Below are 12,458 nucleotides of genomic sequence, written 5' to 3' on the forward strand. Positions count from 1 at the left end.
TCCTCCCTTGGAATGATCGTCACTGATTTGCGGGAATGGGTCAGGCGCCGGACCCTTCGGCGTCCTGTTCGTACCTGGCGCGGATATTTTCCTCGAGCGCCTCGAGATGGGCGCGCATCGCGGCGGCGACCATCGCGGGATCGCGGGCCTGCAGCCCGGCCACGATATCGCCATGCTGGCGCAGCACCCGGTCGCGGCTGCGGCGCTGGCTGGCCGACAGGTAGCGGGCCCGCCAGAGACGCTCCAGATAGGCGCGGTAGGTGCCCAGCAGCGCCTCGTTCCGGGCAGCCTCGACGATGGCGGTGTGGAAGCCCATGTCGAGCTCGAACAGGTCGAGCGTGTCGAGCGCGTCATAGCGGGCGGCCATGTCGCCCTGCATCGCAGCGATCCGCTCCAGGTCCTCGTCGGTGGCACGGCGGCAGGCCAGCTCGCCGGAGAGCAGCTCCAGCGCGCGCAGGACGTCGATCGCGTCGATGATCTCCTCCAGCGAGGGGTCGGCGATGACCGGGCTGCGCGCGGGGCGCAGGAGCACGAGCCCCTCCTTGGCGAGGATGCGAATCGCCTCGCGCATCGGGGTTCGGGACACGTCCATCTCCAGCGCCGTCTCGCGTTCCTTGAGCGGCGATCCCGGGGCGAAACGGCCCCTGAGAATGTCCCGCCGGATCTGGTCCGCGATCTTCTCCGGCAGCGTCCTGTCGGTCATGTCCCTGTCTTTCCTCGTCCTGCAGGACAACCGGAGCGCCCCGCCGTTTTGGTATACCAAAAAGAGTTGATTGTCGAGCGCCGCCGCGCTAGCGTGTTTCCAGAATGGTATACCATTCACGGCGGGCGAGGAGGTCCGCCGAAAAAAAACGGCTAAAGGCGGCCCTGGGCCGTCCGGGAGGAACAACACATGACCCTGTCCAGGATTCTGGGAACGACGGCGCTTGCCCTTACGGCAGCCGGAGCGGTACAAGCCCAGGACGTGACGCTTCGCATCCAGACGCATTACAATCCCGAGCAGACCTCGGGCCAGCTTGCCACCCAGTTCGTCGACGACGTGGAGACCATGTCCGGCGGGGCCATCGATATCGAGATGTTCTACGCCTCCTCCGTGGTGGCGACGGTGGAGACCTTCGACGCGGCCGCCAACGGCATCATCGACTGCGACATGACCGGCGGCGCCTACCAGACCGGCAAGAACGCGGCCTTCCAGTTCGTCGGCGACATCATGGGCGGCTACGACACGCCCTACCAGCAGCTCAGCTGGCTCTACTACGGCGGCGGCATGGAGAAGGCCCAGAAACTCTACAACGAATTCGGCATGCAGCTGATCGGCTGGTGGGTCTACGGCCAGGAGTCGCTCGTCTCCTCGACCCCGATCGCGGGTCCCGACGACCTGAAGGACTGGAAATTCCGCTCGCCGCCGGGGATGGAGACCGAGATCTTCGCCAATCTCGGCGCCTCGCCGATCGTGATGGACTTCACCGAGGTCTTCACCGCGATGGAGACCGGGATCATCGAGGGCACCGACTATTCGGGCCTGGCCAATGACGAGTCCATCGGGCTCTTCGACCTGGCCAAGCATGCCACCTATCCGGGGTTCCACTCGATGCCGTCGGACCACCTGGCGTGCAACCAGGCCGTCTGGGAAGGCCTGACCGACCAGCAGCGCCGGATCATCGAAGTGGCGATGGAGAAGCTGGCGCTGCGCTCGGCTCTCTATTTCGAGAAGGCCAATGCCGAGGCCTCGGCGCGGCTGACCGAAGCGGGCGTCACGCTGCATGACTGGTCCGCAGAGGACCGTGCGACCTTCCGCAAGGCGGCGCAGGCGGCCTGGGACGTCTGGGCCGAGAAGTCGCCCGAAGCCAAGGAGCTGGTGGAAAGCCACAAGGCCTATCTGACCCAGCTGGGCCTGATCGCGAAGTAATCCCGTCCATCCCCGGCAGGGCGGGCGCCGTCCGTCCTGCCGCCAGCGGAGAATACTGCCATGACGCAAGACAGCATCTGGCTGGGTCCCCTGCGGAGACCGGTCGGCCTCGGCGCGCTCGCCGCCTGCGCCGTCGCCGCGATCACCTTCCTTTGGCTCGTCCTCCGGCATTTCACCGCCGCCGAGCCCATCGGCATGTACGACATGCTGCGCCCGGCGGGCCGGCTGTCCGTGCTGCTGATGCTCTGGTCGCTCTTTGCGGCGGTGCTGCTCGGAGCGGCCTGGCTGTCGGACACGGTGGCGCCGCTCGAGACCCGGCCCACCGGGCCCTTCGACATCCTGTCCCTCATCTGCGCCCGCGTCGCGATGATCGGCATCACCGGCATCGTGGTGTCGATGTTCTACGAGGTCGTGGCGCGCTACGTCTTCGAGAAGCCGACGCTCTGGGCCAACGAGCTTTCCCTGTGGATCGCGGGCTTCGTCTTCCTGCTGGCGGGGCTCTATGCCATGCAGCAGCGCACGCATATCCGCATCTTCGTGATCTACGACCTGCTGCCGCGCCCGGTGCAGAGGGCCTCGGACGTGCTGTCGGTCTTCCTGGTCTGCTTCTTCGCCTTCTGCCTGGTCTGGGGCGGCTGGAACGAGGCGGTCAGCAAGCTGGCGCGGATGGAGACTTTCGGCACCGCCTGGGACCCGCCCATCCCCGCCACGATCAAGGCCGCGATCCTGATCACCGTCGTGATGGTTGCCGTGCAGTCCGTGTCGAACCTGATCGCCGACTGGAACAAGACGGCCGGGCATCATTCGCCCATGGACGACATCGACGAGGCGGAGATCGAGAACATCCGCCGGACCCTGAAGGAAGACTGAGATGGAATTCCTCGACTTCTTCGCCTGGATGAAGGTGGCCGATGTCGGCACGCTGTCGCTGGTGACGCTGGGCATGATGTTCGTGCTGCTCGCGCTCGGCATGCCCCTGGGCTTCGCCTCTGCCTTCCTTGCCGTTGCCGTGCTGGTGATGAAATTCGGCCCCGAGCTGCTGTTCTCGAATTTCGGCCGCGGGCCCTTCGCGGTGCTGGGCCAGGCGATCTACCGGCAGATGACGAACTACGTCCTGATATCGATCCCGCTCTTCATCTTCATGGCGGCGCTCCTGGAACGCTCCGGCATCGCTCGGGACATGTATTCCTCGCTGAACGTGTGGCTGTCGCGGACCCGCGGCGGCATCGCCATCGTGACCTCGATCATGGCCGTCATCATGGCCGCCATGTCCGGGATCATCGGCGGCGAGGTGGTGCTGCTGGGCCTGATCGCCCTGCCGCAGATGCTGCGGCTGGGCTACAACCAGAACCTCGCCATCGGCACGATCTGCGCGAGCGGCAGCCTCGGCACGATGATCCCGCCCTCGATCGTGCTGATCTTCTACGGGCTGATCACCGAGACCTCGATCAAGGCGCTGTTCACCGCATCCTTCCTGCCGGGCTTCATGCTGGCCTCGTTCTTCGTGATCTACATCCTGGTGCGGACCCGGCTGAACCCCGAGATGGCGCCCTTGCCGCCCGAGGATCCGGACGCGCCTGCGGGCGGCGAGAAGGCGCTGATGTTCCTCGGCTTCCTCTGCCGCCTGGGCATCTGGATCGGCGGCGTGCTGTTCCTGCGCGCGGTGTTCTTCACGCTGACCGGCGCCAACGAGATCCGCGAGGGCGTCGACCCGATCTTCCTCGGGATGGTGTCGCACCTGCCCTGGCTCGGCGGTTTCGCGATCCTCGCCGCGGTGGTCATGCTCTTCGTGGTCGGCCGCGAGCGCACCGCCGCCGGCTGGGAGATGGGCAAGGGCCTCGTCGCGCCGATCATCGTCATCGGCGTGGTGCTGGGCTCGATCTACGGCGGCATCACCGGCATCACCGAGGCGGCCGGCATGGGCGTGATCGCGGTCTTCGTGCTGGGGCTGGTGCGCCGCGAGATGACCTTCGAGATCGTCTGGGACAGCCTGCTGCGCACGCTGCGCTCCACCGGCACGATCATCTGGGTGACGATCGGCGCCGCGGCGCTGGCGGCGGCCTATACGCTGGCGGGCGGACCGACATACGTGGCGAACGCGATCGTCGGCGCCGACCTGCCCACGATGGGGATCATCCTGGTGATGATGGCGATCTTCCTGGTCATGGGGATGTTCATGGACTGGGTCGGCATCGTGCTGCTGATCATGCCGGTCTTCCTGCCGATCGTGCTGAAGCTGCCGGTGGAGGAGCTGGGCCTCCTGGGCGGGCTCGACCCGGCGCATGTGGCGATCTGGTTCGGCGTGGTCTTCTGCATGAACATGCAGGTGAGCTTCCTGTCGCCGCCCTTCGGGCCTGCCGCCTTCTACCTGAAATCGGTGGCGCCTGCGCATATCTCGCTGACCGACATCTTCAAGGGGTTCCTGCCCTTCATCGCGCTCCAGCTGGCCGCGCTCGCCGTGCTGCTGATCTGGCCGCCGATGGTGTCGATCTTCCTGTGACCGAGGCAAGGGGGGAGGGCCCTCCCCCCTTGCACCCCCCTCCCCCCGTTCCGGAGCCAATTGCCAATGAGTACCGTCCGCTTGTCCGAAGCCGACAACGTGGTCACCGCCATCCGCCCGCTCGCGCCGGGCGAGCATGGCGCGGCCGAACCCGTCCCGCGCGGCCACAAGCTGGCGGCCCGGCCGATCGCCAAAGGCGAGCCGGTGGTGAAATACGCCCAGGTGATCGGCTATGCCGCCGGGGACATCGCGGCAGGCGCCCATGTCCACACCCACAACTGCGAATTCCGCAATGTCGATCACGCGCATGATTTCGCGTCGAACCTGCAGCCGGCCCCGGCGCCCGCGGCGCAGGACACGTTCCTGGGATACCGCCGGGCGAACGGCAGGGTCGGCACGCGCAACTACATCGCCATCCTGACCTCGGTGAACTGCTCGGCCACCGCCGCGCGCCGCATCGCCGAGCACTTCACCCCCGAGAGGCTGGCGGCCTATCCCAATGTCGACGGCGTCACCGCCTTCGTCCACGGCACCGGCTGCGCGATGGGCGGCGACGGCACCGGCTTCGAGATCCTGCAGCGGGTGCTCTGGGGCTATGCGAGGAACCCCAATGTCGGCGGCGTCCTGATGGCCGGGCTCGGGTGCGAGGGCATGCAGATCGGCTGGCTGCTCGAGGCCTACGGGATCACGCCCGGGCCGCAGTTCCGGGTGATGACCATCCAGGAGGAAGGCGGGCTGCAGAACACCATCCGCCACGGAATCGAGATGATCGAGGAGATGCTGCCCGACGTCGACAGGGCGCGGCGCGAGGCGTGCCCCGTCTCGGAACTGACCGTGGCGCTGCAATGCGGCGGCTCGGATGCCTGGTCGGGGATCACCGCGAACCCGGCCCTGGGCCATGCCTGCGACCTGCTGGTGGCGCAGGGCGGCACCGGCGTGCTGGCCGAGACGCCCGAGATCTACGGCGCCGAGCACCTGCTGACCGCGCGCGCGGTGGACGAGGCGACCGGGCGGAGGCTGCTAGGGCTGATCGACTGGTGGCAGGACTACACCGCGCGCGCCGGCGGCAACATGGACAACAATCCCAGCCCCGGCAACAAGAAGGGCGGCCTGACCACGATCCTCGAGAAGTCGCTGGGCGCCGCCGCCAAGGGCGGGACGACGCCGCTGACCGGGGTCTACCGCTATGCCGAGCAGGTCGACCGGAAGGGCTTCGCCTTCATGGACAGCCCGGGCTACGATCCGGCCTCGGTGACCGGGCAGATCGCGGGCGGCTGCAACCTGGTGTGCTTCACCACGGGGCGCGGCTCGGCCTTCGGATCGAAGCCCTCGCCGACGGTGAAGATCGCGTCCAACACGGAGATGTTCCAGCGGATGCAGGGCGACATGGACATCAATGCCGGGCGCATCCTGAGCGAGGGCGTGCCGGTCGAGGAGGTCGGCCGGGAGATCTACGAAATGTGGCTGCGCGTGGCCTCGGGCGAGATGTCCAAGTCCGAAGCCCAGGGCCTGGGCGACTACGAGTTCGTGCCCTGGCTGGTCGGCGCGGTAATGTGAGGAGAACGACATGAGACTGCAGGGAAAGCGCGCCTTCGTGACGGCGGCCGGACAGGGGATCGGCCGGGCGGTGGCGCAGGCCTTCGCGGCGGAAGGCGCCGAGGTGACGGCGACCGATCTGAAGCCGGAGCTTCTGGACGGGCTGGAGGTCGCCCATGCCTTCGCGCTCGACGTGCTCGACAAGGCGGCGCTGAGCGCGGCGATCGAGGCGGCGCAGCCCGACATCCTGATGAACTGCGCGGGGGTGGTCCATGCCGGCACCATCGCCGAGGCGACGGATGCGGAGTTCAATTTCGCCTTCGCGCTGAATGTCCGCGCGCAGTTCCACGCGATCCAGGCGGCGCTGCCGGGGATGGTGGAGCGCGGCGGCGGCTCGGTGATCAACATCGCCTCGGTGGCCAGCTCGGTGATCGCGGCGCCGGGGCGCTGCATCTATGGCGCCTCGAAGGCGGCGGTGATCGGCCTGACCAAATCGGTGGCGGTGGACTACGTGACCAGGGGGGTGCGGGTGAACTGCATCTGCCCGGGCACCGTGGACAGCCCGTCGCTGCACGAGCGCCTGCGCGCCACCGGCGACTACGACGCGGCGATGAAGGCCTTCATCGCCCGCCAGCCGATGGGCCGGATCGGCGCGCCCGAGGAGATCGCGCATCTGGCGGTCTACCTGGCCTCGGACGAGTCGAAATTCACCACCGGGCAGGCGCATATCATCGACGGCGGCTGGGCGGCGGCGTGAGCCACGCCCCGGTCGCCCCGAAAGAGGAGCGCACCGCGCTCGGGCTGGGGCTGATGGCGCTCGGCGTGACCTTCATGACGTGCATCGACACCTCGGCGAAGTGGCTTCTGCTCGCCGGGGTGCCGGTGGTGCAGATCGTCTTCATGCGCTACGCGGTGGCGCTGGTCCTCGCGCTCGGCTGGTTCCTGCCGCGCGAGGGGGTGCCGGTGCTGCGCTCGCGCCGTCCGCTGCTGCAGCTGCTGCGCTCCTTCGCGCTCCTGGGCAGCACGGCGTGCAACTTCGCCGCGCTGCAGTTCCTGCCGATCACCATGACCACGACGATCATGTTCGCCGGTCCCATTGCGGTGACGCTGCTGTCGATCCCGGTGCTCGGGGAGACCGTCGGGATCCGGCGCGTGGCCGCGGTCTGCACCGGATTCTTCGGCGTGATGGTGGTGGTCCAGCCCTGGGGGGCGGAGTTCGATCCGGCGGTATTGCTGTCGGTGGGCGCGATGCTCTCGGCCTCGGTCTACTACATCGTCACGCGGATGATCGCCGGGTCGGAAAGCATCTCGACCAGCCAGGTCTGGAGCACGGGGCTGGCGACGCTGGCCTTCGCGCCGGTCGCGCTGGCGCAATGGACCTGGCCCGAGAGCCTCGGCACCGGGCTGGTCCTGCTGCTGGTCGGCGTCTTCGGCGGCACGGCGCATACGCTGGCCACGATGGCGCACCGCTATGCCGACGCCTCGATCCTGGCGCCGGTCGTCTATGTGCAGATCGTCCAGGCCGCGATCGCGGGCATCCTGGTCTTCGGCACCTGGCCGACGCAATGGACGCTGCTCGGCGGGGCGATCATCGCGGGCTCGAGCTGGTACATCATCCAGCGCGAGCGCGCGGCACGGCGGGGGCTCTGAAGCGCCCCCGCGGGGCCTTTCCGGGACGGCGCGTCAGCCGCGGCCGACATAGGGCATGGCGGTGGCCATCACCGTCATGACCTGCACATTCGCCTCGAGCGGCAGCGACGCCATGTGCAGCACCGATTTCGCCACGTTCGACACGTCCATCACCGGTTCCACCGCGATCGAGCCGTCGGCCTGCGGCACGCCCCTGGTCATCTTCTCGGCCATGTCGGTCAGCGTGTTGCCGATGTCGATCTGGCCGCAGGCGATGTTGAAGGGCCGCCCGTCCAGCGACACGGTCTTGGTCAGGCCCAGCACCGCGTGCTTCGACGCCGTATAGGCGGCCGAGCCCCAGCGCGGCACATAGGCCGAGACCGATCCGTTGTTGATGATCCGCCCGCCCTGCGGGTCCTGGCGGCGCATGATCCGGAAGGCGGCGCGCGCCGCGATGAAGGCGCCGGTCACGTTCACGTCGATCAGGTTGCGCCAGTCGGCGACGGAGATCTCGTCGATCGGCGCGCCCTTCAGCGAGACGCCCGCATTGTTGAAGAGCGCGTCGAGATGGCCCCATTCGGCCGCGGCCTTGTCGAAGGCCGCGTCGGTGGAGGCCTCGTCGGTGACGTCGCAGGGCAGGATCAGCGCCTTCGCATGGCCCTGGGCGGTCTCTTCCAGCGTGTCCCGGCGGCGCCCGGCCAGCGCCACGTCCCATCCTGCCTCCAGGAAGGTGCGGGCCGTTGCGCGGCCGATGCCGCTTCCGGCGCCGGTGATGATGATGGTCGGCATGGCAGTCCTCTCAGTGGTTGTCGCGCGGCAGGTCGTTCCCGATCTTCTGGTAGGCGGTGGCCAGCTCGAGGCAGCCGCCATCGGAAAGCTGGCCGACATGGCGGCGGTAGATCTCCTGCCAGGGCGTCTGGTTGCGGATTTCGGGCGCCTCCCAGGCGTCGATGCGCGCCTGCCATTCGGCCGGGTCGACCAGCGCGTCCATCCGGCTCGCGTTCAGGTCGAGCCGCACCGTGTCGCCGGTCTTCAGATGCGCCAGCCCGCCGCCGACCACCGCCTCGGGCGAGGCGTTGAGGATCGAGGGGCTTTCCGAGGTGCCCGACTGCCGCCCGTCGCCGACGGTGGGCAGGTGGTTGATGCCCTGCTTGAGCACCGCATCCGGCGGCTGCATGTTCACCACCTCGGCCGAGCCGGGATAGCCGACGCAGCCCACGCCGCGGATGAACAGGATCGTCCGGTCGTCGATCCCGAGGGACGCGTCGTTGATCCGCTCGTGATAGTCCTCGGGGCCCTCGAAGACCACGGCACGGGCCTCGTAGATGCCCTCGCGCCCCGGCTCCGACAGGTAGCGGGCGCGGAAATCCTCGGAGATCACGCTGGTCTTCATCAGGGCCGAGTCGAAGAGATTGCCCGAGAGCACCTTGAACCCGGCATGCGGGCGCAGCGGCTCCGCCACGGTGCGGATCACGTCCGCGTCCCGGCTTTCCCAGCCCTCCAGCGCCTCGGCCAGGGTCTTTCCGCTCGCGGTCATCGCGCCCTCGTGCAGCAGCCCGGCCTTCCTCATCTCGCCCATCACCGCAGGCACGCCGCCCGCGCGGAAGAAGCTCTCGCCCAAGTATGTCCCGGCGGGCTGCATGTTGACCAGCAGCGGCACGTCATAGCCGACTTTCTGCCAGTCGGTCACGTCGAGCTCGACGCCGACATGGCGCGCGACGGCCTGCAGATGCGGCGGCGCGTTGGTGGACCCGCCGATGGCGGAGTTGACCTTGATGGCGTTCTCGAAGGCCTCGCGGGTCATGATGTCCGAGGGCTTCAGGTCCTCCAGCACCATGCCGACGATCCGCTTGCCGGTCTCGTAGGCCATGTTCATCCGCTCGCGGAACGGCGCCGGGATCGCCGAGCTGCCGGTCAGCGTCATCCCCAGCGCCTCGGCCATCGCGTTCATCGTCGAGGCCGTGCCCATCGTGTTGCAGTGCCCCAGCGAGGGGGCGGAGGCGCAGACGCGGTCCATGAATTCGTCATAGCCGATCTCGCCCTCGGCCAGCAGGCGGCGGCTTTCCCAGATGATGGTGCCCGAGCCCGCGCGCTTGCCCTTCCACCAGCCGTCGAGCATCGGCCCGCCATTGAGCGCGATTGCCGGAATGTCGACGGTGGCGGCCCCCATCAGCATCGCGGGCGTGGTCTTGTCGCAGCCGGTGGTCAGCACGACGCCGTCGATCGGATAGCCGTGCAGCACCTCGACGAGGCCCAGATAGGACAGGTTGCGGTCGAGCGCGGCCGTCGGACGCTTGCCGGTCTCCTGGATCGGGTGGACCGGGAATTCCATCGGGATGCCGCCCGCGTCGCGGATGCCGACCTTGATCCGGTCCATCAGGAAGATGTGGATCTTGTTGCACGGCGCCAGGTCGCTGCCGGTCTGCGCAATGCCGATGACCGGGCGGTCGCCCTGCAGCTCTCCCTGGGTGTAGCCCTGGTTCTGGTAGCGCTCGACATAGAGCGCCGTCATGCCGGGGTTGTTGGGATTGTCGAACCATTCCTGCGAGCGGAATCGCTTGTTGGCGCGGGTGTCGCCCATGTCGCTGTCTCCTCCGGACCGGCGGGGGCCGACGCATTTTCCGCGCGCCGGCACCTCTCCGCCTTTGACAGTCATGCGAAATGGTATACCAAAAAGCAAGGGACAATATTCGCCTTTGGGAGGAGCGCCGAATCCATGACCCAATCCGCTGCCGGCGGGCAGCCCGGCCGTGCCTTCTGGCGCGGCTACCGGGATTGCGCGCCCTTCATCCTGATCGTCGTGCCGTTCTCGATGCTCTTCGGCGTGGTCGCCCGGGACGCTGGGCTGGACCTGGTCCAGACCATGACGATGGCCGTGCTGGTCATTGCCGGGGCCTCGCAGTTCACCGCCGTCGCGCTGCTGCAGGAGCAGGCGCCGGTCTTCGTCGCGCTCGCTGCCGCGCTGGTGGTCAACCTGCGCATGGCGATGTACTCTGCTGCGCTGGTGCCGCATCTGGGCCATGCGCCGCTGGGGATGCGCGCGCTGATGGCCTATCTGATGGTCGATCAGGCCTTCGCGGTCGCGGTGCGCACCTACGAGGACGAGCCCGCCATGACCCGGCCCGAGAAGGTCGCCTACTACATGGGCTGCATGATGCTGATCTGCCCGATGTGGTACGGCTTCACCCTGGTCGGCGCGCTGGCAGGGAACCTGATCCCCGCTTCGCTGGAGCTGGATTTCGCCGCGCCCGTCTGCTTCATCGCGCTGTCCGCGCCCTTGCTGCGCAGCGCTGCGCATGTCGTGGCGGCAGGCGTGTCGGTCGCAGCGGCGATCCTGTTCCACGGGCTGCCGTGGAATCTCGGCCTCTTCGCCGCCGCGCTGACCGCGATGGTGGCCGGAGCGCAGACCGAGCTCTGGCAGAAGCGCCGGAGGGCCGCGGCATGATTGATCCCGGCAATTTCTGGCTGCTGACGATCCTTCTGGCGATCGGCACCTTCCTGATCCGCTTTTCCTTCCTCGGCTTCCTCGGCGGGCGCGAGCTGCCCGGCTGGCTGCTGCTGCACCTGCGCTATGTCGGCATCTCGGTCTTTCCCGCGCTGGTGACGCCGATGCTGCTCTGGCCGGCCGCGACCGGCGGCCAGACCGACTGGATCCGCGTCGCCGCCGGGGCGATCGCCTTCGCTGCCGGGATGCGGATCAGCGTGATCGGCGCCATCCTGGCCGGGATGGGCGCCTTCTACGGCCTGCGCCTGCTCGCAGCACTGCTCTAGCAGCGTGCTGAAATCGCCGGGCTGCCGGAACGGTGTTCCGTCTTGCCGGGCGCGGCGGCGCGGTCTGCCGGCCGTTCCTTGCCTCCTGGCGCGGCGGGCGCCGCCTTCGGATGGCCAGCAGCCGCGGCAGCCGGGCAAGGCTTGCGGCCGCCAGCGCGAGGAGGAAGCGGGGGCGCCCCTGCTCGACCCCGCGATGGACGGCCTGCGCTGCTTCGCCGACCGTTCTGAACCAGCCGAAATGCTCATCGATGCGCTTCCGGTGCCATTTCGACAGCGCATAGCCCGCGTGCCCCGCCGTTCGTCCGTCGATCGCCGAGAACCGCGCCTTCTGCGCGATATGGGGCGTGATGCAGGCCTGCCGGCAATCGGCCACGAAGCCTGCGGCGTCATGGGGCGTCATGGGGCGTCGCCAGTGGGGTCCGGACCTTTGGCGCATCACACGGGCGTTGATGATGGGTTTCCTACTGCTCGCCGATCCGGTCCCGCACCGCGGATTCCCGCAGCCGCACCGGGTCGCGCATCGCCTCATGGGCCGGATCCGGCGTCCAGGGTCTGGGCGAGCCCGCCCGCCCGCAGCAATCGCGCCAGACGCTCGGCGTTCCGCCGGCTGGTCTTCGCGAGGGCACCGGGACGGCGGGGGGAGAGCGACAGCGCGATACCGGCACAGCCATGCCCGAACGTCCCGGTCAGGCGCTTCAGGCCGTAGCCGCTCGGGCCTGCCTCGCAGCGGACATGCAGCCTGGTGCCCGGGCAGGCCAGCGTCTTCGCAAGCCACCGCACGGGCGCGCCGTCCGAGCCTATCTCGCCCGGATAGCGCATGTCCCCGTCTCGGCCATTCCCGGCAACGGCAACCGCATGGCGCTCCTTCGACACCTCCAGACCGGCAAGGAGGGTGCTGTGCTTTTCCATGGTTCGGCCTCCTGGCATGAGGACCCGCTGCTGGAGCAACCCTCGTTCAAACGCCGCCAGTGCAGGACGAACCACCCTCGCCTGTCCGCCCCAAAAGCACAGACGGTCCCACCGCCGGGCCGCCGGGCCTCCGGACCGGCCGATCGGTCATGTTGAACTGGGCGGCTTTTTGATCGAACGTGCTGCAAGGGGAGAAAGAGGCTG

The 12,458-nt window shown here is 68.3% G+C and carries 12 protein-coding genes and 1 pseudogene; 8 read left to right on the top strand and 5 right to left on the bottom strand.

The annotated features are described in order from the left end of the window. Window positions 1-40 precede the first annotated feature (40 nt). The gene (locus FGX59_RS25600; RefSeq protein ID WP_138469968.1) at window positions 41-703 is read right to left on the bottom strand and encodes a GntR family transcriptional regulator; all 663 of its coding nucleotides are present in this window, start codon (window positions 701-703) and stop codon (window positions 41-43) included. A gap of 189 nt (window positions 704-892) precedes the next feature. Here FGX59_RS25600 and FGX59_RS25605 point away from each other — a divergent pair, with 189 nt between their 5' ends. From FGX59_RS25605 to FGX59_RS25630, 6 genes are all read left to right on the top strand, one after another. Next, complete coding sequence (locus tag FGX59_RS25605) at window positions 893-1,909, top strand: TRAP transporter substrate-binding protein (RefSeq protein ID WP_138469969.1); 1,017 nt, start codon at window positions 893-895, stop codon at window positions 1,907-1,909. Window positions 1,910-1,969: 60 nt separating this feature from the next. Then, window positions 1,970-2,779 carry a TRAP transporter small permease subunit gene (locus tag FGX59_RS25610; RefSeq protein ID WP_138469970.1) on the top strand — a complete coding sequence of 270 codons (810 nt, stop codon included), beginning with the start codon at window positions 1,970-1,972 and terminating at the stop codon, window positions 2,777-2,779. Between the two features lies 1 nt (window position 2,780). After that, on the top strand, window positions 2,781-4,409 hold the full coding sequence (locus FGX59_RS25615) for a TRAP transporter large permease subunit (protein WP_206078432.1): 1,629 nt from the start codon (window positions 2,781-2,783) through the stop codon (window positions 4,407-4,409). A 66-nt stretch (window positions 4,410-4,475) separates the two neighbouring features. Next, window positions 4,476-5,966, top strand: coding sequence for a UxaA family hydrolase (locus FGX59_RS25620; RefSeq protein WP_138469971.1), 1,491 nt, complete (start codon window positions 4,476-4,478; stop codon window positions 5,964-5,966). Window positions 5,967-5,976: 10 nt separating this feature from the next. Then, window positions 5,977-6,702, top strand: a complete 726-nt coding sequence (locus FGX59_RS25625) for an SDR family oxidoreductase (RefSeq protein WP_138469972.1) — start codon at window positions 5,977-5,979, stop codon at window positions 6,700-6,702. Next, window positions 6,699-7,595: a DMT family transporter gene (locus FGX59_RS25630; protein WP_240722708.1), complete on the top strand. Its 897-nt coding sequence runs from the start codon at window positions 6,699-6,701 to the stop codon at window positions 7,593-7,595. Before FGX59_RS25625 ends, FGX59_RS25630 begins: the two co-directional genes overlap by 4 nt. A 33-nt stretch (window positions 7,596-7,628) precedes the next feature. Here FGX59_RS25630 and FGX59_RS25635 read toward each other — a convergent pair whose 3' ends face one another. Both FGX59_RS25635 and FGX59_RS25640 read right to left on the bottom strand, forming a co-directional pair. Further along, window positions 7,629-8,363, bottom strand: a complete 735-nt coding sequence (locus FGX59_RS25635) for an SDR family oxidoreductase (RefSeq protein ID WP_138469973.1) — start codon at window positions 8,361-8,363, stop codon at window positions 7,629-7,631. 10 nt (window positions 8,364-8,373) lie between these two features. Continuing rightward, on the bottom strand, window positions 8,374-10,155 hold the full coding sequence (locus FGX59_RS25640; protein ID WP_138469974.1) for an IlvD/Edd family dehydratase: 1,782 nt from the start codon (window positions 10,153-10,155) through the stop codon (window positions 8,374-8,376). A 135-nt stretch (window positions 10,156-10,290) separates the two neighbouring features. Between FGX59_RS25640 and FGX59_RS25645 the strand changes: the two genes are divergently transcribed. Together FGX59_RS25645 and FGX59_RS25650 are read left to right on the top strand one after the other, a co-directional pair. Further along, a complete protein-coding gene (locus FGX59_RS25645; RefSeq protein WP_138469975.1) occupies window positions 10,291-11,019 on the top strand; it encodes an AzlC family ABC transporter permease in 729 nt (242 codons plus the stop codon). Continuing rightward, entirely contained in the window at window positions 11,016-11,345 is a 330-nt protein-coding gene (locus FGX59_RS25650; RefSeq protein WP_138469976.1) for an AzlD domain-containing protein, read from the top strand. The genes FGX59_RS25645 and FGX59_RS25650 overlap by 4 nt, the downstream gene beginning before the upstream one ends. A 115-nt stretch (window positions 11,346-11,460) precedes the next feature. On the opposite strand, the pseudogene FGX59_RS38880 reads toward FGX59_RS25650, so the two are convergent. Further along, window positions 11,461-11,736 (bottom strand): annotated as a pseudogene (locus tag FGX59_RS38880) (IS5/IS1182 family transposase); the annotation flags it as partial. Window positions 11,737-11,870: 134 nt separating this feature from the next. Next, window positions 11,871-12,254 (bottom strand): hypothetical protein, encoded by a 384-nt coding sequence (locus FGX59_RS25655; protein WP_138469977.1) that lies wholly within the window; start codon window positions 12,252-12,254, stop codon window positions 11,871-11,873. Window positions 12,255-12,458: the final 204 nt, after the last annotated feature.

The sequence above is a fragment of the Poseidonocella sp. HB161398 genome (assembly GCF_005870025.1).
Lineage (GTDB): Bacteria > Pseudomonadota > Alphaproteobacteria > Rhodobacterales > Rhodobacteraceae > Mangrovicoccus.

Bases quoted from the DNA above. Each gene is read 5' to 3' on its own strand.
- FGX59_RS25600 (WP_138469968.1), bottom strand. From the start codon at position 703: ATGACCGACAGGACGCTGCCGGAGAAGATCGCGGACCAGATCCGGCGG.
- FGX59_RS25605 (WP_138469969.1), top strand. From the start codon at position 893: ATGACCCTGTCCAGGATTCTGGGAACGACGGCGCTTGCCCTTACGGCA.
- FGX59_RS25610 (WP_138469970.1), top strand. From the start codon at position 1,970: ATGACGCAAGACAGCATCTGGCTGGGTCCCCTGCGGAGACCGGTCGGC.
- FGX59_RS25615 (WP_206078432.1), top strand. From the start codon at position 2,781: ATGGAATTCCTCGACTTCTTCGCCTGGATGAAGGTGGCCGATGTCGGC.
- FGX59_RS25620 (WP_138469971.1), top strand. From the start codon at position 4,476: ATGAGTACCGTCCGCTTGTCCGAAGCCGACAACGTGGTCACCGCCATC.
- FGX59_RS25625 (WP_138469972.1), top strand. From the start codon at position 5,977: ATGAGACTGCAGGGAAAGCGCGCCTTCGTGACGGCGGCCGGACAGGGG.
- FGX59_RS25635 (WP_138469973.1), bottom strand. From the start codon at position 8,363: ATGCCGACCATCATCATCACCGGCGCCGGAAGCGGCATCGGCCGCGCA.
- FGX59_RS25640 (WP_138469974.1), bottom strand. From the start codon at position 10,155: ATGGGCGACACCCGCGCCAACAAGCGATTCCGCTCGCAGGAATGGTTC.
- FGX59_RS25645 (WP_138469975.1), top strand. From the start codon at position 10,291: ATGACCCAATCCGCTGCCGGCGGGCAGCCCGGCCGTGCCTTCTGGCGC.
- FGX59_RS25650 (WP_138469976.1), top strand. From the start codon at position 11,016: ATGATTGATCCCGGCAATTTCTGGCTGCTGACGATCCTTCTGGCGATC.
- FGX59_RS25655 (WP_138469977.1), bottom strand. From the start codon at position 12,254: ATGGAAAAGCACAGCACCCTCCTTGCCGGTCTGGAGGTGTCGAAGGAG.